Here is a 25,821-nt window from a genome sequence, read left to right as displayed (position 1 = left end):
GGGCGGCGGGGCCAGATGATCTGCCGAACCAGACGGCAGAGTTGTATATGAGCATAAAGCGGTTAAGCCAGATACTGAGGCTTCTCGTAAAGAGCCTCTTTTTCCAGAATCACTTTGTAAGGTCTTTCTTTACCCTTCAGCGAAGGGCCAATGGTAGTCAGCGGTACGGCCGGTTTGTGGAAACGATCTTCTTCCTTGGGTTCCGGAACCGGTCGTGATGATTCGGGCGCAGAACTGAGGCGTACCTTTTTGTCGCTGCCCCAGCGCTTGCTTATTTTTTTCGTTTCCGGTTTCATTCCGGTTCGCCTCCTAACAAATCGTTGATGGCGTTGAACAGATGACGGTTCTCCAAATCCATCTGCTGAAATATCGCCTCATCCGCTTCAATATGTCCAATAATATGGACTGTGATTACATACCTCTTGGCTACAGGATAGCATAGCAGATACTCTTTCTCAAGGTAGTCGTCGTAGAGATTGATCTTGATCTTGTTCTCCCGGTAAGAATCAATAACCAGAATTCGCTTCGGATCATCAGGTTGTTTGTCGTCGTTGGCGGACAAGTTATATTTTCTCCCCGGTTCCCCAACGTTACCACATAATTGTTCAATATGACCACTGTCATCTGTACGGTATATGGCAGTCCCACGCACGGCAAATGGAGGAAGGGATACAAATGCACTTCGAAGTGCATCGCTCATTCGCTCCAACATAACCGAATCTGCTTTGCGGGTACGCAGTAACTCCCTGAAGAATCGCAGCAGCTTGAGCAACTGTAATCGGGCTTCACCCTCAGACCTTTTGTGCTTCTCGATAATTTTTTCCACTTCGGGATCGCTCCATCGCCCCTGTTCTTCGATGCTGTCGGCGATTTTGGAACAGGCCACCGAGACGGCTGGCGCCCATTTCCCGTCTGAACGAATTTCATAAACCAGTGGATTTAATCCCAGCAGGTCTGTAGGCATGCGTAAACCTTCGATCTTGGAAGCGTCTTTGATGTCAGTAATATCCTCTGGAAGAATGAAAAAAATACGCTTTCGCCCCAGACGACCCATAAACAAACCCATTTCCAGCATTGTATTATCACGGACAGATGCATAGTACTTCCCACGAATTTTCGATATATCATCCGGATGAAAAATAAAAATGGCAAAGTCTGTTGTACGCACTTCTGCTTCCAAATCGTCCATGGTATAGCTGCTTGGATTAAAAACTCCGGAGTACCAAGGGGTAACTTCGGCCGAGAAACGCAAGTTTTCGTGTACTGCGGCTGCAATCGGCTTCGCTTCCAGCGAGCAGCCAATAAAGACTCTTGGCTTTAACGTTTTCATAATCCGCCTCGCTTAAACGGTAGTGGGGATTCAATTGTTATATTATACCATAAACAGCAGAGTAAGTCTGGAAACGTTTAACTGGACCCAAGATAAGCCGATTACATTTGCTATAGTGTATGTGCAAGAGGGAAATGATTCCTTTAAAATCCGCGGAAAAATAAAAAATGGACCCAAATTGTCACAGTTGGGTGACTGGACAGTTATATTTGGAAGCTTCAGTCATAGAATGAAGGAGCAGGTAGCACCATTAGGTAGAGAAGCTTGTCCTGGTGTGGCTGTTTGGCGGCTCAAGCAGGCAAGAGTGTGCTTTTTGCTCATATTTGAAGGGTCTGCTGTTTCGACCCAATCACATCGGTGTTATATAATAAAAGAACAAGCAAGTTAGCTTAGATTTTTAAACTGAATTGAACGTTACATGTGTCTATAGAAGGCGAACTAAATTTTTACACGAGAACGTAGAGTGCAGAACCCGTCTGAAGAAACGAAGTGTTCGCCTTTATCACAGGATTTTTCCCTTAGGAAAAGGGAATCAAAAAATCCGGGGATAACAGCGATCGAAAGAGGGTACTGCAATCGAAGTGGTTAAGTGTAAAGTTTATATGGTCTTATGCATGGTGTAATATTCATCAGTTTAATTAGCACAGCTAACCACCAACAGACAGAAAGGATCAGGATACCATGAGTTCCCGAAGGATAATTTCCCCAAGGACGATCTGGAAACGTTACGATCTCTCTTATACTTAGCGCCCCTTGTAGAGTACACCACCGTAAAGAAAAAAACGGCTGACTCTGCGAAAGAGGGGATTGGAATGAATAATATTCGAAGGACAAATACGATGATTTCTTCCAGGCTTGCCTTTTGCAGGGTACGGTCGGTGCAAACCAACCTTTACAAACTGCGAGGGAACCTGAATGAAGAGAACATCGTTAACCTTACAACAAGTTAAGACAGAGGCGGTAAAGTTCGCCATTATGCTGCTCGGAACATTTATTTTGGCATTTGCCTACTATCACATTAATTTTCAGAATCATTTATCGGAGGGCGGATTTGTCGGTCTGGCCCTGCTTGGAAAGTACGCGACAGGCTTATCACCTGCTATTGGCATGCTGCTGCTGGATATTCCAGTCATGATTCTGGCCTGGTTCCTCAAGGGCTGGAAGTTCATGATTCAGGCGCTGCTGGGTGTGGCCGCATTCTCATTGTTCTATGACGGGTTTGAGCGGTACTCCACCCTGGTTATTCCGTTTCACGGTAATTTGTGGATTCCGGCAGTCTTGTCCGGTGTTATCACCGGCGTGGGTGCTGGTATGGTGCTTCGATTCGGAGGAGCAACAGGTGGAGACGACATTCTGGCGGTGCTCATTAGCCGTTGGAAGGGCTGGAAGCTGGGAACGGTTTTCTTTGTCAGCGATGCGTTTGTACTCGGATTGTCGCTTTTCTTTCTACCGGTAAAAGAAACTTTATATACCATTCTGGCCGTATGGATTGCCAGTAAAGTGATTACGTATATGGTCAGTTTCCCGGCTCGCCGGACGGTTACGACCTCAGCTGTGAAGCTGCCCGTGTCGACTGCTGCCAAAGTAGTCAGCGGTGCTTCACAACGAGCTCCTGTGGCTAGAGGGGTTTCGCATTAAACGTAACGGCCACCCTATTCGAAATGAATGTTGTTCAAGTAAGGTGGGCTTGCCTCATACCAAACACAAAGCCCTTTTGCATGCTTGATGGGAATCATTCCATTAGCGGCGAAAGGGCTTTTTTGCTTGCCTTCAGTAAAAAAAATTAAAAGTAATACATTCACGATATTTCTATTTTAGAACAGATTCACTCAAGGCTTGATGGAAGAGGCAATTTGCCCATCTTCATTATGGATAATAGCCCGAATGTTTTGTTTTTCACTCTTTTCTTTGGCAGCATCCACAGCTTCGGCTTTGGTTCGGAACGTAGCCAGAGATTTGGATTGACCTTCTTCCTTGATGGCCCAGCCAGAGTCGGTAGGAACGACATGAATATTATCATGGCTTTTGGAAGAAGAGACAGGTTCGGAATGACGGCGTGGAGATGAAGATTTTCCATGCTCCGATTTGCTGTCTGATGAAGTATGTTTTGTAGCCTGCTTCGAATGCTTCGATGTGGGATGATTCTCATCCCATTCTTCCGCTTTGGCAGTCGCGATTGCAATGGAGCGTCCTTCCTCATAACCGTCATCCAGCAATGCATTGGCAATCTCAATGGCCTTATGTCTGACACGAGGCTCCAGATTTTTCATGGAAACGGGATAATCCTGTTTGTTCCACGGCATATTGATTCCCTCCTGTACAATATAAGTTATTTGTATATTACCCTGCACCCGGATGAATAAACGATTATTGTGGAGAACTTCGAAGCGTGTGCTGTATTTTTGTGCATTCTACTGTTCAACTTCTTAGTGCTTTTCTATACTTTTATGTGGATGAGGAGTATAATGCTTCCATACTTGAAATTACAATAGAAGCACATTAGGAAAAAGATAAGGAGATTTACATATGTTTAGTTTGAGCCTGGCCATTCCTATGTTATTTACCATGCTTATTCATGCGGCTGACAGCCTGTCCTATGCACTGCGCCTTGGGGGATTACGCACTCGGCGAATAGCGCTGGCCTTGTCCCTGTCCGGAATTTTGTTGCTGGTGTCGCGTACCTCCAATATGGCCCAAGGGCCGATGGTAGGCAATCTGGTGGATACTGCGGCGAGTGGAGGGAACCCACACTTTGCAGCGCAACTGCACTGGCTGATGGGTGCGGCTACGATAGGAACGGCCTTGGCTATTCTAAGTTTTCCAACGATGGTCAAGCTCGCTTCCCGAATGGTCGTTCATTTTGAGGCGGCAGGATCGATTCCTTCCATGGTTCGAGGACTGCTGAAACGCAGCAAGCTCAAAAACGCGATGTATTATATTACCCCGCCATCATGGAAAATGGCAAAACTATTGGTACAAAACGGAATGCCCAGACGTCTAATGACGTTGAACATAGCGGTGACAGCAATCTATACGACTGGGGTCCTGTCCAGTCTGTACGCTGCGTATCTTTATCCGGGTCAGGCTGTAGCTGCTTCGCAATCCACCGGACTCATTAATGGAGTAGCGACCATTTTGTTAACCATCCTGATTGATCCTCGTATTTCGTTGCTCAGCGACAAATCTCTGCGTGGTGAAATTCGGCTGGATCGAATGAATCAGATCTATGGCTGTATGCTTGTATCCCGTTTATTTGGTACATTGTTGGCGCAGTTGTTATTGATTCCATTTGCTTACTGGATCGGCTGGATTGTGAGTATGATGTAAGCCAATTTCAATCTATATACAAAAAAAGCAAACTAAAAAGGGGGCTTCCCATATGTCATAAAGATGACGGGAAGCCCCTTTTAGTCTTAATTAATGTCTAACGAACTGAGCACAAGTTAATACTCCAATTCCCTCAAGTCTGTGGTTTAACGAATCGTAGAGGCATTATTTGATCGCTTTACATGTGCTGCCTCAGGCTTTTTCGTAGATTTCAACCGAATAACGTGACTGAAGCTCGTTAAAATTAGTATTGCACGTTAATTGTCATCTTAAGGTGCGTTCGATTCGCTAGCGCTTCATTATTTCCGTACTTCAATGAATCATAACTTAATTAAACAGTACGGCGTATTCGGCATATCCTTCTTTTTCTAGGTCTTCTTTGGGTACAAAACGAAGGGCTGCGGAATTGATGCAATAACGCATTCCACCAGCTTCGGCAGGGCCGTCATTGAACAGGTGACCCAAATGGGAATCCCCTTCACGACTTCTCACTTCGGTACGAATCATGAAATGGCTGAGATCCGTTTTTTCCTTCACATTGTAGTCCCGCAGTGGACGGGTGAAACTTGGCCAGCCGCAGCCGGAATCGTATTTGTCGGTGGAACTGAACAGTGGCTCACCGGATACGATGTCCACGTAAATTCCGTCACCATGGTGGTCCCAGAACTCGTTATGAAATGCTGGTTCAGTTGCGTTGTTCTGGGTAACTTCGAACTGCAGCGGCGTCAGACGCTCTTTCAGGCCGTCTTTATCCACTTTGCCGGACCAGTTGCTTTCGATAAAGTCTTCACGTCCAGAACCTTTACGGTACCGTTTGTAGTGCGCAGGATTTTTGTGATGGTACCCTTGGTGATGCTCCTCTGCTTCATAGAACGTTTTCGCTGGCAAAATCGGTGTGAAAATTGGTTTGTCAAAACGTCCGCTTTGTGCCAAAGCTGCTTTGGAAGCTTCTGCGATCTGGCGTTGTTCTTCACTGTGATAGAAGATGGCCGTCTGATAAGATGATCCACGGTCATGGAATTGTCCACCCGTATCTGTTGGGTCGATCTGTTGCCAGAACAATTCAACGAGCTTCTCATATGGGAAGATGGCCGGGTCGAATGTAATTTGAACGGCCTCTACGTGACCAGTCGTTTCCGAGCAGACCTCCTCATATGTGGGGTTCTCCGTATGTCCTCCTGTATAACCCGATACAATCTTATGAATGCCGGGTAGTTCCTCGAAGGGGGATACCATACACCAGAAGCACCCGCCTGCAAAAGTTGCTTTTTCACTAGTATGTTGTTCCATGCTATAGTCACTCCATTTCTGATGAAGAATGATATTTTGGCTTACTCTTCTATTATATCCCGAATTGGCAAGCCAACCAAGCAGGATCGTAAAGAGGATGAGTCTGAAATGTTTCTGACTGTTCCCACTTAGGCTTTTTTACGAGAGCGTAAGCGAAACAAGAGCAATATTATCGTCATGAACACCAGATAACCGGCAAGGATTAGCAGGCTCACCCAGATTGATGTTTCTGCTTGTGCACCTGCATAGGCAAAAACAAAAATCGCAGGCAGTTTGCCAATTGCCGTCGCAACCATGAAGACCCAGAATGGGGTATAGGTAATGCCCGCGTAGATATTAACCGCCATTTGGGGCACGATGGGCAGCAGTCGCATTGACACGATACCCATGAAGGGATGAGCCTCCATCCATGTTGTAAATCGATTCAAACCCCGAATGCGTTCGAGATAGGATCTGGCCTGATTTCGGAATATCGTCCTCGCTCCGGTGTATACCAGCATTGCAGCAAATGTGGTCCCAAGCCAGCATATCCAGGCTGCTGTTGCAGTACCGTAACTATAGCCAAAGGCAATAATGACGATTTTGTACGGAATTACGGGTACAAGAGCAAACAATGTCGCCATGGCTAGTAAAAGTGGAATGGACTGATGCAGATCGGTCCAGGTCAGCAGTTCATATCTGTAAATAAACGTGACTCCAGCAAGTAAAACATATAAGAGGAGCCATAACCATTTTCGCAAAATCCCAAACGCTCCTTTCAGACCAGGAAGGTCTTACTGTATCCCAATCCGTATTGCTTTCTCTCTAAAGTTTACCACGTTCAACCAAAGGATGGACAATTCATGGCGGTTCTAGCTGCAATCACTGGCATGTTGCTGCCTGAAGGGTTACACTATAGGACGTAGAAATATAGAACTCATCTGAAGGTGGAATGATCATAATGGAAACAACCAAGCGAACCCGTGTTGCGATCATCGGACTCGGGGACATTGCACGTAAAGTATATTTGCCGCTGTTGACAGCCCACTCGGACGTGGAAATTGCGGGGATTATGAACCGTTCTCCCGAACCTGTGAAGGAAATACAGCATACCTATAGATTGAACAATGGAACAACGGATATGAAAGAATTGTTGTCCTGGGATCTGGATGCGGTGTTTGTACATACAGCAACAGAAGCTCATTTTGACATCGTTATGCAATGTTTGGAACGGGGGCTTGCAGTATACGTGGACAAACCGCTGTCCTATACGTTACGGGAGTCGGAAGAAATGACCGCATTTGCGGAAGCACAGGGTCTTCTTTTGGCGGTAGGTTTTAACCGGAGATTTGCACCTTTGTATCAAAACGCGAAGGAATGGATGCAGGCTGGACAAGGCTTTGAATCGCTGACAGTTACTAAACATCGTACAGGCATTCAGGATCGTCCCGCTGCGGAAACTATCTATGATGATCTGATTCATATTCTTGACCTGATGTTATGGTATTCAGATCACAATGTGCAGCTGCTCCATCAGTGGATACGTAAAAATGACTTGGACCGCCTGCTGCACGCCGCAGGATCAGCCAAGTTGGGTAGAACGGCATATGGCAGATTCGATATGATACGCCAAGCAGGAGCGGATCTGGAGAAGCTTGAGCTGCATGGCGGGGGAAGATCGGTAGAAGTGCTGAACATGGAAATAGCGAAGTGTGAGGAACGCGGTGCACAGGAACGCAAGGAAACCTTTGGCAGCTGGGAAAGTATTTTGACCCGAAGAGGATTCACGGGAGCGATTGACCAATTTTTGGCAAATCTTGAAACCCCGGATGACTGTGCCATCAGTGCGAGTCACGTCATGGACAGTCATGACTTGGCTGAACAGCTTATCCGCGGTTAATCTTGCAGAAGGTTGTGCGGGAGTATAAATGAAGCCTTCCGCACTAATGATTCATTAAACGATAATGGAGGAAGAATAACACCATGGATGAATATGAAAAAGAACGCAACAAACAGATTGAGGAAGCTGTAATTGAGACGTATAAACAGGAAGAGGAAATGATGATTCTGGTATTTGCCCAGTGGTGTGTCAATCAGGGACTGGATCCGGAAGAGATGTACCGGCAAGCCTACCCGGAACAACGGAGCAACGAGCGTTTGCAGCAGGTGCTGAAGCTAGTTGTATCCAAGGAGGAAGCCGGTGACATTCCGGACGACACCGTATTGGGTGTGCTATCCATGTTTGGCAACGAAGATCTGGCTATGGTTGTATCCGAGGCGATTGCCGCGCGCAAATAAGTTTCGGTTACGGATAATACGTATACGTATTAATGAAGCGATTACATCTGTTCCCGGTGAATGACGCGGAATTCTTTGGGCGACATGCCAAACCGGGAGCGGAATACCCGGTGGAAATACGTATAATTGTTAAAGCCGGAAGATTCGGCTACATGTTCGAGTGTCATTGGACTAAAAATGATCCGTTCCCTGGCCATGTTCAGTCGTACATCCAGTGTATATTGCATAATACTTTTACCAAACGCTTCTTTGAAGAGATGAACTCCCCTTGAAACACTGATTCCAATATGGGTAGCTATATCTTCAAGCTTGAATAGAGAAGAAGCGTTCTCCTCGATGTAACTTTTAATCTCATATGCCACATAGTTGGTGTTGGTAATCGTCGGATGTTCCGAGAGCATACGATCCACTTCAAGACAAAGAATTCGCATATAGTAACTGGCGATTTCAGGGTACGGATTGGAAATACGGCGCTGCTCCAGTACGAGCTGTCGAAACAGGGTAAGCAGGCTTTCGGTCAGCTGCACCTTGATCCGGTTCGGCCGCTTGTGATGTTTCCACCACTCATCCACCCAGTCCCCATTGAAGAAAATATGGTAATCACCACTCTCCACAAGTCGTTCACCCATCGGATTTTGTTCTTTGTCTATTCTCAGTTCATACGGCTCATCTGGACTAAACAGAAGCAGATCACCCGCATCAACAAGCGACATGGTGCCGTCTACACGTGCTCGGCAACGTCCGTCCGTCTGGAGTCTCAACAAGTAATTCTTTACTCCCTCAGGATGCAAGCCTATATAAGGTTTGCGATGAAACGAGAAGCCTGCTGTAAGAACCTGGCAGGAATAATCAGTCGGCATTGGCATACTCCTTGCAATTTGAAAATTATGACCAGATAGTTCATGTTTCGATCATATTATTCATTTTAATTGAAGCCGAAACGGAATACCATAGTATTAAATTCAAGTGCAACACTTAAGCGTAAAACCTTCAATTCCAAATATGCAAATTTACAGGTTCTCACCATTCATAAGGAGATGAACATCACTGTGGAGAAAATGAAAGCGGGTATTATTGGTTGCGGTAACATTAGCGCCATTTATCTTGAGAATTTTAAAGATAATCCTCTCATTGAAGTGGTGGCTGTTGCGGATTTGATCCGTGAACGGGCACAAGAACGAGCTGATGAATTCAATATCGCAAACGTTTACAATGTAGATGAGTTGCTGCAAGATAATGAAATTGAGCTTGTACTAAACCTCACGGTTCCTGGCAGTCATGCCATGACTGATCTGGCTGTGCTTGAAGCAGGCAAACATGTGTATGCCGAGAAACCACTGGCAATCTCTCTTGAGGATGGTCGCAAGGTAATCGAACTGGCTGAGGAAAAAGGATTGTATGTTGGTTCAGCACCGGATACGTTCCTTGGCTCAGGTATTCAGACTGCCCGCAAGGCTATTGAAGAAGGACTGATCGGTAAACCGATTGCGGCAACATCATTCTTCATGGGTGGAGGGCCGGAGGCTTGGCATCCGAATCCGGAGTTCTTTTATGTCGCTGGTGGCGGACCGATGTTCGATATGGGACCTTACTATTTGACCGCTCTGATTACTCTCCTTGGACCGATTCGCAGAATCAGTTCATCGGCAGGTGTACAGATCACGGACCGCGTTATTGGTTCCGGTCCGAAGGAAGGTACATCTCTTGAGGTACAGACGCCAACACACTTGGCAGGAACGATTGATTTTGAGGAAGGTGCCATTGCAACAATGATCACCAGCTTCGATATCCGGGGTGCTTCGGATTTGCCACGGATTGAAATCTACGGTACCGAAGGTACGATGAGCATACCGGATCCTAACTTTTTTAACGGGGAAGTGAAGCTCCGCAGATTCGGTCAGGACACATGGGAGACTGTGACGCCTGCTTTTGAGAGCAGACAGAACGAGCGTGGAATCGGCGTTACCGAAATGGTTGAATCCATTCGAGCCGGACGCGAACACAAGGCCAGTGGTAAGCTTGCCTATCATGTTCTTGAAGCTATGCATGCGTTCCAACGCTCCTCGTTTGAGGGCAAACACATCCAGCTGGAGAGCACTTATCAAGCAGGAGCAGAAAACAATACAGATGAAAATCAGTCAGAGGCTGTACAGTCACACTAATTGATCTCGGATGAGGTGAACCGGTAAATGTTGAAGGTTGGATTACAGCTATATACGGTACGGGATGAACTGGAGCAAGATTTCAAAGGTACACTCGCCAAGGTTGCAGAGCTTGGATATCAAGGCGTAGAGTTTCACAACTTTTACGGGCATAGCCCGGAAGAAGTAAAGGCCATTTTGGATGAATTCGGTCTGGAGATCGTGGGTACCCATGTTCAGTACAATAGTCTGATTGAGGATCTTGATGGCGTGATCGCTTATCACAAAGCCATCGGAAACAAAAACCTGATTGTCCCTTATCTGTCGGAAGAACAACGGCAATGGGATAACGTATTTGCTTCCCTGAATGAGATTGGTGAGAAATGTGCAGCGCAGGACATGGTGTTAATGTATCACAATCATGATTTTGAATTTACAGAGCAGGTTGAGGGTCAGCCGGCGTTATACACGATGTATGATACCGTAACCGCTTCCCACCTGCAAGTGGAGCTGGATTCGTGTTGGGCTCACGCCGCAGGATACCCGCCAACGGAAGTCATCGCGAAGTATGCGGGACGTCTGCCACTTGTCCACTGGAAAGACATGCGCCGTTCAGAAGGCCAAGTCCTGACAGTGGAATTCGGCCAAGGTGAGGTAGATCTGGGAGCTGTAGCTACAGCGTCAGATCAGGCGGGAGCCGAGTGGCTTGTTGTGGAACAGGATGTATGTCAGAATCCTCCACTGCAAAGCATCGAGAGCAGTATGAACTGGATTAGAAAATATGCCGCTAATGGAGGACTTGTTCATGTCTAAAGTACTTAATATCGCCATCGTAGGTTGTGGCGGAATCGCCAAAGGTAAACATATGCCCAGCCTGTCCAAACAATCTCAGGGCCGTATGGTCGCTTTCTGTGACATTGTGAAAGAACGTGCGGAGGAGGCAGCAGCCGAATTCGGTGCTGAGGGAGCTAAAGTATATACGGATTATCACGAGATGCTGAAAGATGAGAGTATTGATGTGGTACATGTGTGTACACCAAACGACTCCCACTCCGTTATCACGGTCGCTTCCCTTGAGGCGGGCAAACATGTAATGTGTGAAAAGCCAATGGCGAAAACGTCTGCACAAGCGCAGGCTATGCTGGAAGCCGCACAACGTACAGGCAAAAAGTTGTCCATTGCGTATCAGAACCGATTCCGCAATGACAGCCAATATCTGAAACAAATGTGTGAAGAAGGCGAGCTGGGCGATATTTATTTCGGTAAGGCGATTGCACTTCGCCGCCGTGCTGTACCTACCTGGGGTGTGTTCCTTGATGAGGAAAAGCAGGGTGGAGGACCGCTAATTGATATCGGTACGCATGCATTGGACCTGACTCTTTGGCTGATGGATAATTACAAGCCGAAGAGTGTTATGGGCTCAACTTTCCACAAGCTGGGTCAACGTGAGAATGCGGCCAATGCTTTTGGTCCGTGGGACCCGGAACAATTTAAGGTAGAGGATTCTGCATTCGGCTTTGTGACGATGGAGAATGGGGCTACAATTATCATCGAGTCCAGCTGGGCGCTGAACGTAGCTGAGTTCGGCGAAGCGAAATCACTGCTTTGCGGAACAGAAGGTGGCGCGGATATGAAAGATGGTCTGCGTATCAATGGCGAGAAACGCAGCCGTCTGTTTGAAACTAAGGTAGATCTGGATGCAGGCGGGGTTGCTTTTTATTCCGGTAGTGCAGAAAATGAAGCGGATCGTGAAGCTAGAATGTGGCTTGAAGCGATCATAGAAGACAAAGATCCAGTTGTAAAACCTGAACAAGCCATCGTGGTTACTCAGATTCTTGAAGCGATCTACGAGTCTGCTCAGACAGGCAAAGCGGTTTATTTCGACTAAACCGACCGGATGTCATTTCCAATGAAATAACCAGTATTCTTACGTTTATTTTCAGGATAGAAAAGCTCTTGATTTTCCACAATAACGATACAATCATGTGATCTGAACGGTATATTTATGCAGTTCATGGTTCATAAAACCAGCAATTAATATGATATTTAATCTAGGGAGGAATCGCACTTGAAACTCGGCGTATTTTTGGTACTATTCGGAGGACGTAAATTGGAGGATGCACTCGACTATGTTGCATCCAAAGGCTTGAAAGCAGTAGAAATCGGAACTGGTGGACATCCAGGGAATGCTCATTGTAAACCGGATGAGCTTCTGAGCAACCCGACAGCATTGAAAAACTTCAAAAATGCAGTAGAATCTCGCGGTCTGACCATCAGCGCACTGAGCTGTCACGGTAACCCGCTTCATCCACAAAAGGATATTGCGAAAGGATTCCACGATGATTTCGTTAAGACGGTAGAACTGGCTGAGAAACTGGAAGTGCCTGTTGTAAACACATTCTCCGGTTGTCCGGGAGACCATGAGGATGCCAAATATCCGAACTGGCCTGTTGCACCATGGCCGAATGACTTCCAAGAAGTTCTTAAATGGCAATGGGACAACAAAGTTATCCCTTACTGGACAGAGTGGGGCAAATTCGCTGCAGATCACAATGTGAAAGTGGGACTGGAACTGCACGGTGGATTCTCTGTGCATACACCAGCTACCTTGCTGAGATTGCGTGAAGCAGCAGGCGAAGTGATTGGCGCTAACTTGGACCCGAGCCACATGTGGTGGCAAGGTATTGATCCGGTGCAAGCGATCCACATTCTGGGACGTGAAGGCGCGATTCATCACTTCCATGCGAAAGATACAACTATTGATCCAATTAACGTGAACAAATATGGTGTAACGGATATGCAGGATTATACAAACATGCTTGATCGTGCTTGGCAATTCCGCTCGGTCGGTTATGGTCACGATAACAAGACTTGGGCTGATATTATTAGTGCTCTGCGTCTGGTTGGATATGATTATGTCGTAAGCATTGAACACGAAGATGGTCTGATGTCGGTAGAAGAAGGATTCTCTAAAGCTGTGCAAAATCTCCAACAAGTATTGATTGAAGAGCCGCTGGGAGATATGTGGTGGGTTTAGAGTTACACTAGGGGGAAATTGAATATGATTAACGTCACCATTTGGAATGAATTTGTCCATGAGAAAATTCATGATGAAGTAAAAGAAGTCTACCCTGACGGTTTGCACATGGCGTTGGCAAACGGGCTGGGAGGCGAAGGCTTTGCCATTCGCACTGCAACACTGGATCAGCCTGAGCATGGATTAAGTGATGAGGTGCTGAATTCGACAGATGTGCTTATATGGTGGGGACATATGGCGCATGAGCGTGTGAGCGACGAGATTACACAGAAGGTTGCACAGCGAGTCCTGGATGGTATGGGGTTGATTGTGCTGCACTCTGGTCACTTCTCCAAGCCATTCAAAGCGCTGATGGGCACAAGTTGTGATCTGAAATGGCGTGAAGCTAATGAGCAGGAGATTATCTGGTGTGTGAATCCGTCCCATCCGATTGCCGAGGGAATCAATAGCAAGATCATTCTGGAAAAAGAAGAAATGTACGGAGAATTCTTCGATATTCCAGTACCGGATGAACTGGTGTTTGTAAGTAATTTCCAAGGCGGAGAGGTATTCCGAAGCGGATGCACGTTCCTCCGCGGTTCAGGAAAAATCTTCTATTTCCGTCCAGGTCATGAAACATACCCGACCTTCTACAATCCGGAAATTTTAAAAGTGATCAGCAATGGAGTGAAGTGGGCATATCCTACGCGCAACGTTAAGCCGGAATTTGGCTTCAGCGAGCCTGTAAGATCACTTGGTAACGTGCTGGTTTAAGCTGCAAATTGGCTGTATGAACGGATAAAATAAACGATATACCAAAGAACCCTTCTCCAAGTCAAGTATGACTGTGGCAGCTGGGTTCTTTTTGGGTAAGATAGCTACATGGGAGTTAGACGATATTTTCCCATGGTTCCGTTGTCCCATGTGATGTATACTGAGTTGTATCATCGAAGTTGAGTTATGCCCCTAAAATTTTAACTTTTTAGCGGCAGACGTTTTCTTTGAGACTTAAATATGTTATTATGAAATATACTAACTAAACGTAAGTTGAGTGATCTCTAAAGAGGTGATTAATGTGGAAGGCCAAGATCTGCGGATGTGTCCGCGCTTTGAGACGGCGTTTTCTTTCTTGGGTAAGCGCTGGAACGGTTTGATTATTCAAACGTTGATGAGTGGTTCGAAGCGGTTCAAGGATATCTCCAACCTGATTCCATCGATGAGTGATAAGATGTTGTCAGAACGGATGAAAGATCTGGAAAGCGAAGGAATTCTGATCCGTCATGTCTATCCGGAGACGCCAGTTCGTATTGAATATGAACTGACAGAGAAAGGCAAGGCGCTACAGCCCGTTATGAATCAAATTCAAGACTGGGCAGAGCAGTGGGTTGAGTAGTAACAGCTTCCCCGGCTCAAACTAAGTGAACTGATGGGATAAAGGCTCTTGATTTCCAGTGGAAATCAGGAGTTTTTGTCTTAAGGGTCCTGCACATGTTGTCGCGAGTTGTAGTATAATTGTAAATAAAATGGCCGCAGGCGGCCGGAGCGAGGAGGCCACTTGTCATGAGAGAAGAAAGCTTATCCCGTGAAGTACGCTACGGCAAGCAAGATATTGCAGAACTTGAGAGCGCATCCATCCAGGTACATTTAATCTACAAAAAAGCTGCGGAGCTATTTAAACGAACCTCATATTCCCCGTCGGTTAAGGATGATGTTGCAGGAGAGAAGACTCATTCCACGAATAGCAATGGTCAGGTAATGGCTCCGGCGGTACTGCAAAAATGGATTCAGACAGCAAGAGGCTGGAAATGTATTGGATGTGAACTGAGACAACCCGATTCCATCGGGGTTCAGGCCGAAGCCAACGTTCATGAAGAACGTGTGTATCTGGATGTGGGCGAAGGGCGTTTTGTTAAAGCGGAGATGCTGATTCAGGCGATTGTATGGTCACAATATGAGAAGATCCGCATGCTTGCGCCTTGGCTGGGTGATGACACCTTCTACACTGTACAAGAGCTGGATGTGATTGCCCGTTATATTGTACCTACCTATTTCTCTGAACGGCCGCTGCACGAGCAAGGCAAGGTATCCAAGGTACACCAATCATCGGGTCAGATTCCGCTCTACCAGGAATATGTGGATGCACCTTCGTTCTGTGTACAGGTGGATGGTGGATTACTTGAAGGGCGTTTGCTGACAGGCGTCTATGTGTCGGAGGAACAGTTCTTTGGGCTCAACCCGTATCTGAAGGATGGAGACGGAGGCCGTACCTACATGCAGGCTTGTGTTCAGTAAACATGCTACTTAATAGACCTTAATAATAATTAGGAGCCAAAGGGCCTGCTTGCAGGCTCTTTGTGTTGTACAAACCAGTTATGGACGCTGCTGGATGAAAAGTAACGGCATTGACACTTTTTTTGCATGAATTTTGTGCCATAATAGAGGTTATGGACAACAGGGTGAATGATTTTACGCAGGGTGGTGTTACCTACATGAAGAAGAGAATCCCCGGTTACATAGGTATATGTCTGCTTATTCTGGTTATATTAGCCGGGTGTAGCGAGACACAGCCTTCCGAACAGCCAATCGTCAAAGAGACCGAATCGCAGAATACTATTACTGTGGCAGTGGATGGCAGTACTTTTTTGCCTGACGCAACGAAGTCCATTAAGAGAGATTTTAGTGAAGGTCTGACGCTCAAGAAAGCACTATTGAACAGTGGACTTGTCGATTTTACATCAGATGGCAAGCGGATCCAATCCGTGGGGGAAGTTTCTCTGGACTCCTCACTTAGCTGGGCGGTCAAACTGAATGGCAAGGATATTGACCCGGAAAATTGGGACATGGAGCTTCATGTCAAAGATGAAGTGATCATATATGTAAAAGCCGCTGACAGTGGGGGAGACGATGTTGTTTACCAAACAACATTACTCAAGGTGAGCGGTGGAAATATTATGCCAAATCTCAATCGTCAATATGCCGGGGTGTATGTTCAGGAATGTACTGTGCGTGATGTATTGAAGTCCAGTGGGATTGTAAGAATGTCGGAGAACAACAAATTCGTTGTTTCCGTTGAAAATGTAATTCCCCGGATGAACCAACGCTGGATGATCATGGTGAATGATAAGGAACTGATGGAAAACGGTTTGGACATGAAATTGAATCCACGTGATGCAGTAAAGCTCGAGTTGACTACTGTATCTTAAGCATAACAAAAGCCCAATCTTCGTTATAGAAGATGGGCTTTTTTCATTTGCGTATCAAATGTTTTACAAGATGGGAAAAGCGTCAGATTCGGCAAATCTCGTTAGGACATAATTCACAGTGACAGATGCCCTGGAGCATGTGCAGATCCTTGATGACAATCATGCCGTTATCGTATTCAATGGCGTCTTTTTTACGCAAATCGCTTAACATGCGGTTGACACTTTCACGGGTCGCTCCAATCATATTGGACAGATCCGTGTGTGTTATTTTTTTATGAATCATGACATGCTCTCCATGAGGCTCGCCGTAGGAATTGGACAATCGAATCAGCGTAGAGCAGAGTGCGCCCGGTTTGCCATATAACATCAGATCACGGAATTTGGTTTGGGTTAACCGATGATGGATACCCATCCATTTCATAAAGTCGATCGCAAAGTCACAATGTTGGCAGATCAGCATTTCCAGGTCTTTATGCTCCAGTACGCCGATCTCACTATCCTCCAGCACTTCCGCCGAAAAGCTGTGTTTCGATCCAAAGAACGGATCAGCCTGCCCAATCATATCACCGGCTTGATACATGTACATAATCAATTCCTTGCCTTCATCCGTGGATTTGGTGATCTGAGCACGGCCTCGTTTCATATAATAAAGTTTGTCAGAGACATCTCCCTCCCAATACAGATGGGTTCCTTCCGGATAGGTTCTGTCCTTCATCGTTACGAGCAGATGGTTGAAATTCGCTTCCGAGAAACAGTTGGTATTTCCGCGTTTTTCCAGTACACTCAGTTGTTCTCTCATAAGTCTATCTCCCCTTTGTGTCCATCGGACGGCCTTCTGCAGCTTGGACTGGCCCCCGTGGTTCGCCGCAAACCGTTGCCGTCCTGATCAGGGTCATCTCTCGGCCGGGAAGGACGGTACAAATTGCGGTGGTTCAATTTTTAAGTTCAGTATATACCTTATCTTGCCGTTTGAGGGGCGTGGAAAGGGGGCAAAAATGGCGATATTTCAAACATTGTGATTAAATTCACTTTCGAAAGGAGAGGATGAATCTGACAGCCCTATAGTTTAAATAGGAAGTGTAAATGGCTAAGTGAGAGACACTAAAAAACTTAAATTAAATTTGTTATACTTTGTGAAAAAAATCACATAATTAACTCTTTCCCCATGGTACGATGTGAATGTAAAGAAGAGAGACAAACCAATACGAACCTTTAGGAGGATGAGGGAGATGGCTGTAAAGAACGAAGTCGCCCCAGTAAAAGAACCGACAGCAGGTCAGTATATTCAAACGTTAATTGACAAAGCGAATAAAGCACATGCAGCATTCATGTCCATGGATCAGAAACAGATTGACCGCATCGTGCAAGCGATGGCGCTGGCAGGTCTGGACAAACATATGATGCTCGCCAAAATGGCCGTGGAAGAAACAGGTCGGGGTGTGTATGAGGATAAAATCACCAAAAATATATTTGCAACAGAATATGTGTATCATAGCATAAAATATGACAAAACAGTAGGGGTTATCGAAGATAACGAGTACGAAAGCTTCCAGAAAATTGCGGAGCCTGTCGGCATCATCATGGGAATTACCCCGGTAACGAATCCGACATCCACCACGATGTTCAAAGCACTGATTTCCATCAAAACGCGTAACCCAATCATCTTCGGTTTCCACCCATCTGCACAGAACTGTAGCCGGGAAGCCGCCAAAATCCTGCTTGATGCTGCAGTGAAGCATGGTGCTCCAGCGGATTGTATCCAGTGGATTGATGATCCTTCCATGGATCGCACAAACGCACTGATGAATCATAACGATGTGGCGCTCATTCTGGCAACAGGCGGATCAGGTATGGTACGGGCTGCATACAGCTGTGGTAAACCAGCACTGGGCGTAGGGCCAGGGAACGTACCTTGCTTTATTGAGAAAAGCGCAGATATCAATCAAGCAGTAACGGATCTGATTTTGTCCAAATCGTTCGATAACGGCATGATTTGTGCTTCCGAGCAAGCAGTCATCATCGAAGAACCGATCTTCGATCAGGTGAAAAAGAAAATGATCGCGAACGGCTGTTACTTCGTCAACAAGGATGAGGCAGCGAAACTGACCGCAGGTGCGATTAATGCTGAGAAATGTGCGGTGAACCCGGCGATTGTTGGTCAATCTGCAGTCAGCATTGCGCAAATGTGCGGTATCGAGGTCCCTGCTAACACCAAAATTCTCGTAGCCGAGATTGAAGGGGTAGGTACAAAATTCCCGTTGTCGGCTGAAAAACTAAGCCCGGTACTGGCTTGTTACAAAGTGAAAACGGCAGCTGAAGGGATTGAGCGCGCAGCAGAAGTGGTTGCTTTTGGCGGCATGGGTCACTCCTCTGTTATTCATTCGACGAACGAAGAAGTCATTAGCAAATTCGCAGATCGCCTGCAAACCGGACGGATTATCGTGAATTCGCCATCCACACACGGCGCCATCGGTGACATCTATAACACCAACATGCCGTCACTGACATTGGGCTGCGGATCGTATGGACGTAACTCGACTTCTTCCAACGTAACCGCTGTAAACTTAATCAACGTGAAAAGGGTGGCTCGCCGTACCGTGAATATGCAGTGGTTCAAAGTGCCGAACAAAGTTTACTTCGAAAAAGGTGCAACACAGTATCTTGCCAAAATGCCTGACATCACACGCGTAGCCATTATTACGGATGCCATGATGGTCAAACTTGGTTATGTGGAAAAAGTAGAGCACTATCTGCGTCAACGTCAAATGCCGGTAGCTATTGAAGTGTTCTCTGATGTTGAACCCGATCCATCCACAACAACGGTAGACCGCGGTACGGAAATGATGCGCCGCTTCCAGCCAGACTGCATTATCGCACTCGGCGGGGGATCACCGATGGATGCTGCCAAAGCGATGTGGCTGTTCTATGAATATCCTGACACGGATTTCAACGATTTGAAGCAAAAATTCATGGATATCCGCAAACGGATCTACAAATATCCACGTCTTGGCGTGAAAGCGAAATTCGTAGCGATCCCGACAACTTCGGGCACAGGTTCGGAAGTAACATCGTTCGCAGTTATTACAGATAAAAATCAAGGCAATACGAAATATCCGCTGGCAGACTACGAGTTAACACCAGACGTAGCCATTGTAGACCCGGAATTCGTATACTCTCTGCCTAAAACCGCTGTTGCGGATACAGGTATGGACGTATTGACTCACGCCATTGAAGCATATGTATCCGTCATGGCGAATGATTACACGGATGGACTCGCGATCAAAGCGATTCAACTGGTATTCCAATACCTCGAGCAATCTGCGCTGCAAGGTGACAAATTGGCTCGTGAGAAAATGCATAACGCTTCGACGATTGCCGGTATGGCTTTTGCCAACGCGTTCCTGGGCATTAACCACAGCTTGGCACACAAATGGGGCGGTCAGTACCACACCGCACATGGACGTACCAATGCGATCCTGATGCCGCACGTCATTCGCTACAATGCGAAAAAACCGACGAAGTTTGCATCGTTCCCGAAATATTCGCACTTTGTTGCTGATGAGCGTTATGCCGAAATTGCCCGCATTCTGGGATTGCCTGCGCGTACAACAGAAGAAGGGGTTACCAGCCTCATCAATGCAATTCGCAAACTGAACAAAACATTGGGTATTGAAGAGTCGTTCCAGGAAATCGGATTTGACGCCAAAGACTTTGAGGCACATGTCGATTATTTAGCAGACCGCGCATTCGAGGACCAATGTACAACAGCCAATCCAAAACTGCCGCTAGTGACTGAACTGGCTGATGTATATCGCAACGCATTCTACGGCAAGTTTGAATAACAACTAAAGCACAACAGCAGGATTAAGGCAGATAGTCAGGGTTCCCCGAAAGGGGAGCCCCGATTGCCGTCTTTCCAGTAAAAAAAGGTAAAACGTAATCTTTGCAGTTGTCTTTTTTAAAAGAGGTTACACGGAATCCGTGATGTTACTTTTTGAACCAGGTATTCATACCATAACGGAGAGGGCAGAAAAAACTGAAGAAGCGAAGCGCTCGCCTTTATCCCCGTATTTTACCCTTTGAAAAATATAATCGAAAAAATCCGGGGGTAACAGCGATCGGAAGTTGTTCTGCCCGCGCAGTGGCTAAGTATGAATTTGCAGGGTTCACCATGACACAGCACAGGTGAAGTGAGGATGGTCACAAACTTTGTGATAAAAATCACAGATGGTGAAAGAACAAAGACGTATACTGAAAATGTAAGAAAAACATTCATCCGCGGTTCCGGTTCCCAAGTAGAGAAAACATGTTCCGGCTCACATGTGAAATTTATCACATTAATCGCGGCTCTGGGCACAGATGAGACGAGTGAAGCATCCTGTCATGTGTCCGGAAATCCAAATTTGTGGAGGGATTACTATGTCGGTGATCGAAAAAGATGTCAAACAACAAACAGGCTGGAGAAACTTTACCAAAGGAACATGGACGAAATCCGTAGATGTGAATGATTTTCTGGCACGCAACTTATCACCTTACTATGGCGACGAAGCATTCCTTGCAGGCGCAACTCAGAATACGAAAGAGTTATGGGATATCGTATCTGATCTTACCAAAAAAGAGCGCGATAACGGCGGGGTACTTGATGTTGACGTAAACACGCCAGCAACGATTGTTTCTCACCAACCAGGTTATCTGGATAAATCCAAAGAACAGATTGTTGGTGTTCAAACGGATGCTCCATTCAAACGTTCCATTCAGCCATTCGGTGGAATTCGCATGATGATTGATGCTTGTGAAGCTTATGGTTTTGAAATGCCTCAAGGCGTCATAGATATATTTACGAACATCCGTAAAACACATAACCAGGGCGTATTTGATGCTTATACATCTGAAATGCGTGCAGCACGTAAAGCAGGGATTATTACCGGTCTGCCTGATGCTTACGGCCGTGGCCGGATCATCGGTGACTATCGCCGGGTAGCTCTGTACGGCGTGGACTTCCTGATTCGAAATAAAAAAGGTGAGCTGAATGCACTTGAAGTCGATGTGATTGATGAAGATGTCATTCGCCTCCGCGAAGAACTGTCCGAACAGATTCGTGCATTGCAAGAGTTGAAACAACTGGGTGAAATGCATGGTTTCGATATTTCTTTGCCAGCCACAACCGCAAAAGAAGCGTTCCAATGGCTCTACTTCGGTTACCTGGCTGCGATTAAAGAGCAAAATGGTGCGGCGATGTCGCTCGGACGTGTTTCTTCGTTCCTTGATATTTACATTGAACGTGACTTGCAAGAAGGCTTGCTAACTGAAGAACAGGCTCAAGAACTGGTTGACCATTTTGTTATGAAACTGCGGATCGTCAAATTCCTGCGTACGCCGGATTATAATGAATTGTTCAGTGGAGACCCAACATGGGTAACTGAATCCATCGGTGGCATGTCCGTAAATGGAGAAACCCGTGTTACGAAAAGCAGCTTCCGTTTCCTGCACACTTTGAACAACCTTGGTCCTGCACCTGAGCCGAATCTTACTGTACTTTGGTCCACCAAGCTTCCGGAAGCGTTCAAACAATACTGTACGAAAGTATCCATCGAAACGAGCTCCATCCAGTATGAAAATGATGATCTGATGCGTCCGATCTATGGAGACGATTATGGTATTGCTTGCTGTGTATCTGCGATGAAGATCGGGAAACAAATGCAGTTCTTCGGCGCTCGTGCCAACCTGGCAAAAGCATTGCTGTATGCAATCAACGGCGGTCGTGATGAGAAATCGGGAGCACAAGTTGGACCTGAATATCCGGCGATCACAAGCGAAGTGCTGGAGTACAATGAAGTTATGAAACGTTTCAAACCGATGATGGAATGGCTTGCCAAACTGTATATGAACTCACTCAACGTCATTCACTACATGCATGACAAATACAGCTATGAGCGTATTGAAATGGCCCTGCATGACCGCGACATCGTACGTACGATGGCTTGTGGTATTGCTGGCCTCTCGGTTGCAGCAGACTCTCTGAGTGCCATCAAGTATGCGAAAGTCAAACCGATCCGCAACGAACAAGGCATCGCAATTGATTTTGAAATTGAAGGCGACTTCCCTTGTTACGGTAACAATGAAGACAGTGTGGATAGCATCGCAGTTGAACTGGTGGAAAGCTTCATGGGCATGATTCGCAAACACAAAGCGTATCGTAATGCGATCCCAACACAGTCTGTACTGACGATCACATCGAACGTAGTGTACGGCAAGAAAACAGGTACAACACCGGATGGCCGTAAAGCAGGCGAACCGTTTGCTCCAGGGGCGAACCCAATGCATGGTCGGGACAAAAAAGGTGCACTGGCATCCCTTGGCTCAGTAGCCAAATTGCCGTACGAACACAGCCTTGACGGGATCTCTAACACATTCTCCATCGTGCCTAAAGCACTCGGAAAAGAGTCAGACACACGTAAATCCAATCTGGTTGCCATGATGGACGGTTATTTTGGTCAAGGGGCACACCATCTGAACGTGAACGTATTTGATCGCCAGCAGTTGATTGACGCGATGGATCACCCGGAAAACTATCCGCAGCTGACAGTACGGGTATCCGGTTACGCGGTTAACTTCATCAAACTGACACGTGAGCAACAACTTGATGTCATTAACCGGACCTTCCACGGTTCGATGTAACTTGGGCTTAACTCAACGGTTCAAAGGAGTAGAACCTCTATATTAAACGCACAGCGGATGCGATAAAGAAAGGAAGAGGCAGCATGGTTAATGGACATATTCATTCACTCGAAACTTTCGGGACGGTTGACGGCCCAGGCATCCGCTTCGTGCTTTTTATGCAGGGATGTCTGCTCAAATGCCAGTATTGTCACAATCCGGATACATGGGCACTGGATGGTGGCAGGGAAATGAGCGTGGAGGAGGTATTGGCTGAAATCGAGCCATACCTGTCCTACTATCGCAGTTCCGGCGGAGGGCTTACGGTATCCGGCGGAGAGCCAACATTACAGGCTCATTTTGTAGCCGAAGTTTTCAAAGAAGCAAAACGCCGCTGGGGATTGCATACTACGCTGGACAGCAACGGTTTCAATGAACCGGATCGAATTCATGATTTGTTAGATAACACGGACCTGGTTCTGTTGGATCTGAAGCACATCAATGATGAGAAACATATCAAGCTGACAGGCAAATCCAACGAGAGAACATTGCGCACCGCACAATGGTTATCGGACAATGGACGAAAAATGTGGATTCGCCACGTGTATGTGCCAGGGATTCACAATGAGGAAGAAGACTTGCTCAATCTGGGGCGGTTTATTGGAACGCTAAATGGAGTCGAGAAGTTCGAAATTCTGCCTTATCATCAGATGGGTATTTACAAATGGCAGGCGCTGGGGAAAGCCTATCCGCTCGATGGAGTTCCTTCTCCAAGTGATGAGGAAGTAGAGCATGCGTATCGTTTGATTGAACAAGGTCGTACGGAAACAGCGGGCATGACTTGCTCCAATAAGTAAACATTTATATACAGATCTTCCAACCAAGCAGTCTTTGCGAACATGTTTCGCAGGGGCTGTTTTTTTGCTGTTATCAATTGTAAATGCAAGATTATTTGTCCAGTGAAGGATTTTATCCCTCCATTGATGAATTGTCATCCTTACGATGTAAGCTACAACTTTTTATAATCAGAGTGTAAAGCCAAATGCTCAATATCTTGAGGGGGGTCATACGAATGAAAAAAGGAATGACATTACTGCTTTCATTATTGCTTATCACATCATGGACATTGGCAGGTTGTTCGAGCTCAACTAACGAACCACAACAGGGAGCAGGCAATACACCTGCGGAGCCAAGCAAGGAACCAGTTGAGATGCTTCTCCGTCACACTCAGGTGGGTGCCGACAAACAAAAAAGGCTGGCCATTCTGCAGGACGTTGTGGCCAAAGTGGAGAGCGAAGTACCCAACCTGACCTTTACACTGGACGGAGTTGAATCCGATGTAAACCGTAAGGAGAAACTTCGTGGTGAGATGGCAGCAGGCAATCCGCCGGATATCTTCGAATTGTTCGGTAGTCCAGACTCCAAAGTATATGCTAAAGAAGGCATGTTGTTGGATCTCACGCCGATCTTGCAAGAGCTGGGCATTCAGGACCAATTTTCATCGCTTGAACCATTCACCTATGAAGGCAAAGTGTATGGACTGCCTATTGGGGGATCGGGTGAAGGATTCTTCTACAATAAAGAGTATTTTACGCAAAAAGGTTGGAAAGCGCCTTCAACAATGGCTGAGCTGGATAATATGCTCGCTGAGATCAAGGCTGATGGCAAGGTGCCACTTGCTTCTGCTTCCAAAGCAGGCTGGGTTCCACTCATGTTAACGAACCATCTGTGGTCCCGTTACGCTGGACCTGATATTACGGCGAAGTTTGCTACAGGCGAAGCCAAGTGGACTGATCCAGGCGTTGTCGCAGGATTCGCGAAGCATAAGGAATGGGTGGATAAAGGTTACTTCAAAAAAGGCGAGCTTGGTTATGAATATGCTGAATATACAACTCAATTTACGAGCGGTGAAGCGATTCTGATGTATGACGGAACGTGGAAATCGTCTGTATTCAAGGAAGGACAGAGCGGGGAGTCGCTCATTGGCAAAGTTGGTTTCTTCAATATGCCTCCGGTAGAGAACGGTGTAGGAGATCAGACAGCCCTGATGCGTGATGTCAATAATGGATACGGTTTCTCTGCAGCGGCTGCGGATGACCCGCAGAAGTTGGCGGCTGTTAAAGCCTTTATCAAAAACTTCTACAACGAAGATATGCAAGTACGTGGGCTCGTAGAAGACGGTGTGTTACCAGCGATGAAACTGGATGAAAAAGTGCTGACTGACAGCATCACCGACGATTTAATGAAAGAAATCGTAGCTGTTCTGAATGCATCGCAGACTTCTTTCCCGGCGTTTGATGCACTCGTTCAAGCTGATGTTACGACAGAGATCGGCAACCTGCAAATTCAGAAGCTGGTTGGTGGACAGACTACGCCAGAGAAAATGGCCGAAGAATTGCAAAAGGTTCAGGAAGAGGCTAATGCTTCAGTAGAATAAGCGATCTATCAAGCAAAGAAACGTACCTGCTAACACCATGCTGGTTTACCCCGGTTGGAACACTGCCGGGGTAAAACCCTTGGTCCTATCTAAAGAATTACACTGCTGAGGAATCTGCTCTATATATGAGCATAAGAAGTTGA

At 46.4% G+C, this 25,821-nt stretch carries 23 protein-coding genes; 16 read left to right on the top strand and 7 right to left on the bottom strand.

The window, feature by feature from the left end; translation table 11 throughout:
* Positions 1–62: 62 nt before the first annotated feature.
* Together PTQ21_RS26345 and PTQ21_RS26340 are read right to left on the bottom strand one after the other, a co-directional pair.
* Complete coding sequence (locus PTQ21_RS26345) at positions 63–296, bottom strand: hypothetical protein (RefSeq protein ID WP_063565650.1); 234 nt, start codon at positions 294–296, stop codon at positions 63–65.
* The gene (locus tag PTQ21_RS26340; RefSeq protein ID WP_083584853.1) at positions 293–1,330 is read right to left on the bottom strand and encodes a nucleotide-binding protein; all 1,038 of its coding nucleotides are present in this window, start codon (positions 1,328–1,330) and stop codon (positions 293–295) included. The genes PTQ21_RS26345 and PTQ21_RS26340 overlap by 4 nt, the downstream gene beginning before the upstream one ends.
* Positions 1,331–2,245: 915 nt before the next feature.
* Between PTQ21_RS26340 and PTQ21_RS26335 the strand changes: the two genes are divergently transcribed.
* Positions 2,246–2,968: a YitT family protein gene (locus PTQ21_RS26335; RefSeq protein WP_063565653.1), complete on the top strand. Its 723-nt coding sequence runs from the start codon at positions 2,246–2,248 to the stop codon at positions 2,966–2,968.
* 191 nt (positions 2,969–3,159) lie between these two features.
* Here PTQ21_RS26335 and PTQ21_RS26330 read toward each other — a convergent pair whose 3' ends face one another.
* The gene (locus PTQ21_RS26330) at positions 3,160–3,633 is read right to left on the bottom strand and encodes a DUF2188 domain-containing protein (RefSeq protein ID WP_063565654.1); all 474 of its coding nucleotides are present in this window, start codon (positions 3,631–3,633) and stop codon (positions 3,160–3,162) included.
* 223 nt (positions 3,634–3,856) lie between these two features.
* On the opposite strand from PTQ21_RS26330, the gene PTQ21_RS26325 reads away from it, so the two are divergent.
* Positions 3,857–4,657 carry a lipid II flippase Amj family protein gene (locus tag PTQ21_RS26325; RefSeq protein ID WP_274567696.1) on the top strand — a complete coding sequence of 267 codons (801 nt, stop codon included), beginning with the start codon at positions 3,857–3,859 and terminating at the stop codon, positions 4,655–4,657.
* A gap of 327 nt (positions 4,658–4,984) precedes the next feature.
* Here the strand turns inward: PTQ21_RS26325 and msrA are convergent, their stop codons facing one another.
* Together msrA and PTQ21_RS26315 are read right to left on the bottom strand one after the other, a co-directional pair.
* Complete coding sequence (gene msrA, locus PTQ21_RS26320; RefSeq protein ID WP_063565656.1) at positions 4,985–5,947, bottom strand: peptide-methionine (S)-S-oxide reductase MsrA; 963 nt, start codon at positions 5,945–5,947, stop codon at positions 4,985–4,987.
* A gap of 128 nt (positions 5,948–6,075) precedes the next feature.
* Positions 6,076–6,687, bottom strand: coding sequence for a TVP38/TMEM64 family protein (locus tag PTQ21_RS26315; protein WP_064636678.1), 612 nt, complete (start codon positions 6,685–6,687; stop codon positions 6,076–6,078).
* Positions 6,688–6,887: 200 nt separating this feature from the next.
* On the opposite strand from PTQ21_RS26315, the gene PTQ21_RS26310 reads away from it, so the two are divergent.
* Both PTQ21_RS26310 and PTQ21_RS26305 read left to right on the top strand, forming a co-directional pair.
* Positions 6,888–7,826 carry a Gfo/Idh/MocA family protein gene (locus PTQ21_RS26310; protein ID WP_274567695.1) on the top strand — a complete coding sequence of 313 codons (939 nt, stop codon included), beginning with the start codon at positions 6,888–6,890 and terminating at the stop codon, positions 7,824–7,826.
* An 83-nt stretch (positions 7,827–7,909) separates the two neighbouring features.
* Positions 7,910–8,224, top strand: coding sequence for a hypothetical protein (locus PTQ21_RS26305; RefSeq protein WP_079694132.1), 315 nt, complete (start codon positions 7,910–7,912; stop codon positions 8,222–8,224).
* A 41-nt stretch (positions 8,225–8,265) separates the two neighbouring features.
* Here PTQ21_RS26305 and PTQ21_RS26300 read toward each other — a convergent pair whose 3' ends face one another.
* On the bottom strand, positions 8,266–9,084 hold the full coding sequence (locus PTQ21_RS26300) for an AraC family transcriptional regulator (protein ID WP_063565659.1): 819 nt from the start codon (positions 9,082–9,084) through the stop codon (positions 8,266–8,268).
* 189 nt (positions 9,085–9,273) lie between these two features.
* Between PTQ21_RS26300 and PTQ21_RS26295 the strand changes: the two genes are divergently transcribed.
* The 8 genes from PTQ21_RS26295 (at position 9,274) to PTQ21_RS26260 (ending at position 16,584) form a co-directional block, all read left to right on the top strand.
* Positions 9,274–10,386 carry a Gfo/Idh/MocA family protein gene (locus tag PTQ21_RS26295; RefSeq protein ID WP_063565660.1) on the top strand — a complete coding sequence of 371 codons (1,113 nt, stop codon included), beginning with the start codon at positions 9,274–9,276 and terminating at the stop codon, positions 10,384–10,386.
* A gap of 27 nt (positions 10,387–10,413) precedes the next feature.
* Entirely contained in the window at positions 10,414–11,178 is a 765-nt protein-coding gene (locus PTQ21_RS26290; RefSeq protein WP_274567694.1) for a sugar phosphate isomerase/epimerase family protein, read from the top strand.
* The gene (locus tag PTQ21_RS26285; RefSeq protein WP_274567693.1) at positions 11,171–12,253 is read left to right on the top strand and encodes a Gfo/Idh/MocA family protein; all 1,083 of its coding nucleotides are present in this window, start codon (positions 11,171–11,173) and stop codon (positions 12,251–12,253) included. Before PTQ21_RS26290 ends, PTQ21_RS26285 begins: the two co-directional genes overlap by 8 nt.
* Positions 12,254–12,433: 180 nt before the next feature.
* A complete protein-coding gene (locus PTQ21_RS26280) occupies positions 12,434–13,402 on the top strand; it encodes a sugar phosphate isomerase/epimerase family protein (RefSeq protein ID WP_024631039.1) in 969 nt (322 codons plus the stop codon).
* Between the two features lie 24 nt (positions 13,403–13,426).
* Entirely contained in the window at positions 13,427–14,155 is a 729-nt protein-coding gene (locus tag PTQ21_RS26275) for a ThuA domain-containing protein (protein WP_063565663.1), read from the top strand.
* Between the two features lie 322 nt (positions 14,156–14,477).
* Entirely contained in the window at positions 14,478–14,774 is a 297-nt protein-coding gene (locus PTQ21_RS26270; protein WP_148661829.1) for a winged helix-turn-helix transcriptional regulator, read from the top strand.
* A 167-nt stretch (positions 14,775–14,941) separates the two neighbouring features.
* Entirely contained in the window at positions 14,942–15,673 is a 732-nt protein-coding gene (locus tag PTQ21_RS26265) for a hypothetical protein (RefSeq protein ID WP_063565664.1), read from the top strand.
* Positions 15,674–15,870: 197 nt separating this feature from the next.
* Positions 15,871–16,584 carry a hypothetical protein gene (locus PTQ21_RS26260; RefSeq protein ID WP_274567692.1) on the top strand — a complete coding sequence of 238 codons (714 nt, stop codon included), beginning with the start codon at positions 15,871–15,873 and terminating at the stop codon, positions 16,582–16,584.
* Between the two features lie 82 nt (positions 16,585–16,666).
* Here PTQ21_RS26260 and PTQ21_RS26255 read toward each other — a convergent pair whose 3' ends face one another.
* On the bottom strand, positions 16,667–17,383 hold the full coding sequence (locus PTQ21_RS26255) for a Crp/Fnr family transcriptional regulator (RefSeq protein ID WP_063565666.1): 717 nt from the start codon (positions 17,381–17,383) through the stop codon (positions 16,667–16,669).
* A gap of 430 nt (positions 17,384–17,813) precedes the next feature.
* On the opposite strand from PTQ21_RS26255, the gene adhE reads away from it, so the two are divergent.
* From adhE to PTQ21_RS26235, 4 genes are all read left to right on the top strand, one after another.
* A complete protein-coding gene (adhE, locus tag PTQ21_RS26250) occupies positions 17,814–20,426 on the top strand; it encodes a bifunctional acetaldehyde-CoA/alcohol dehydrogenase (RefSeq protein ID WP_063565667.1) in 2,613 nt (870 codons plus the stop codon).
* A gap of 577 nt (positions 20,427–21,003) precedes the next feature.
* Positions 21,004–23,262, top strand: coding sequence for a formate C-acetyltransferase (gene pflB / locus PTQ21_RS26245; RefSeq protein WP_079694129.1), 2,259 nt, complete (start codon positions 21,004–21,006; stop codon positions 23,260–23,262).
* An 83-nt stretch (positions 23,263–23,345) separates the two neighbouring features.
* A complete protein-coding gene (pflA, locus tag PTQ21_RS26240) occupies positions 23,346–24,098 on the top strand; it encodes a pyruvate formate-lyase-activating protein (RefSeq protein WP_274567690.1) in 753 nt (250 codons plus the stop codon).
* 215 nt (positions 24,099–24,313) lie between these two features.
* Positions 24,314–25,678, top strand: coding sequence for an extracellular solute-binding protein (locus PTQ21_RS26235; RefSeq protein WP_063565670.1), 1,365 nt, complete (start codon positions 24,314–24,316; stop codon positions 25,676–25,678).
* Positions 25,679–25,821 lie beyond the last annotated feature (143 nt).

Source organism: Paenibacillus marchantiae (assembly GCF_028771845.1).
GTDB classification, from domain to species: Bacteria; Bacillota; Bacilli; order Paenibacillales; family Paenibacillaceae; genus Paenibacillus; species Paenibacillus marchantiae.
Note: the sequence above shows the minus strand (reverse complement) of the source record. Positions and strands in the feature narration are given on the sequence as shown.

Bases quoted from the DNA above. Each gene is read 5' to 3' on its own strand.
- PTQ21_RS26345 (WP_063565650.1), bottom strand. From the start codon at position 296: ATGAAACCGGAAACGAAAAAAATAAGCAAGCGCTGGGGCAGCGACAAA.
- PTQ21_RS26340 (WP_083584853.1), bottom strand. From the start codon at position 1,330: ATGAAAACGTTAAAGCCAAGAGTCTTTATTGGCTGCTCGCTGGAAGCG.
- PTQ21_RS26335 (WP_063565653.1), top strand. From the start codon at position 2,246: ATGAAGAGAACATCGTTAACCTTACAACAAGTTAAGACAGAGGCGGTA.
- PTQ21_RS26330 (WP_063565654.1), bottom strand. From the start codon at position 3,633: ATGCCGTGGAACAAACAGGATTATCCCGTTTCCATGAAAAATCTGGAG.
- PTQ21_RS26325 (WP_274567696.1), top strand. From the start codon at position 3,857: ATGTTTAGTTTGAGCCTGGCCATTCCTATGTTATTTACCATGCTTATT.
- msrA (WP_063565656.1), bottom strand. From the start codon at position 5,947: ATGGAACAACATACTAGTGAAAAAGCAACTTTTGCAGGCGGGTGCTTC.
- PTQ21_RS26310 (WP_274567695.1), top strand. From the start codon at position 6,888: ATGGAAACAACCAAGCGAACCCGTGTTGCGATCATCGGACTCGGGGAC.
- PTQ21_RS26305 (WP_079694132.1), top strand. From the start codon at position 7,910: ATGGATGAATATGAAAAAGAACGCAACAAACAGATTGAGGAAGCTGTA.
- PTQ21_RS26300 (WP_063565659.1), bottom strand. From the start codon at position 9,084: ATGCCGACTGATTATTCCTGCCAGGTTCTTACAGCAGGCTTCTCGTTT.
- PTQ21_RS26290 (WP_274567694.1), top strand. From the start codon at position 10,414: ATGTTGAAGGTTGGATTACAGCTATATACGGTACGGGATGAACTGGAG.
- PTQ21_RS26285 (WP_274567693.1), top strand. From the start codon at position 11,171: ATGTCTAAAGTACTTAATATCGCCATCGTAGGTTGTGGCGGAATCGCC.
- PTQ21_RS26275 (WP_063565663.1), top strand. From the start codon at position 13,427: ATGATTAACGTCACCATTTGGAATGAATTTGTCCATGAGAAAATTCAT.
- PTQ21_RS26270 (WP_148661829.1), top strand. From the start codon at position 14,478: ATGTGTCCGCGCTTTGAGACGGCGTTTTCTTTCTTGGGTAAGCGCTGG.
- PTQ21_RS26265 (WP_063565664.1), top strand. From the start codon at position 14,942: ATGAGAGAAGAAAGCTTATCCCGTGAAGTACGCTACGGCAAGCAAGAT.
- PTQ21_RS26260 (WP_274567692.1), top strand. From the start codon at position 15,871: ATGAAGAAGAGAATCCCCGGTTACATAGGTATATGTCTGCTTATTCTG.
- PTQ21_RS26255 (WP_063565666.1), bottom strand. From the start codon at position 17,383: ATGAGAGAACAACTGAGTGTACTGGAAAAACGCGGAAATACCAACTGT.
- adhE (WP_063565667.1), top strand. From the start codon at position 17,814: ATGGCTGTAAAGAACGAAGTCGCCCCAGTAAAAGAACCGACAGCAGGT.
- pflB (WP_079694129.1), top strand. From the start codon at position 21,004: ATGTCGGTGATCGAAAAAGATGTCAAACAACAAACAGGCTGGAGAAAC.
- pflA (WP_274567690.1), top strand. From the start codon at position 23,346: ATGGTTAATGGACATATTCATTCACTCGAAACTTTCGGGACGGTTGAC.
- PTQ21_RS26235 (WP_063565670.1), top strand. From the start codon at position 24,314: ATGAAAAAAGGAATGACATTACTGCTTTCATTATTGCTTATCACATCA.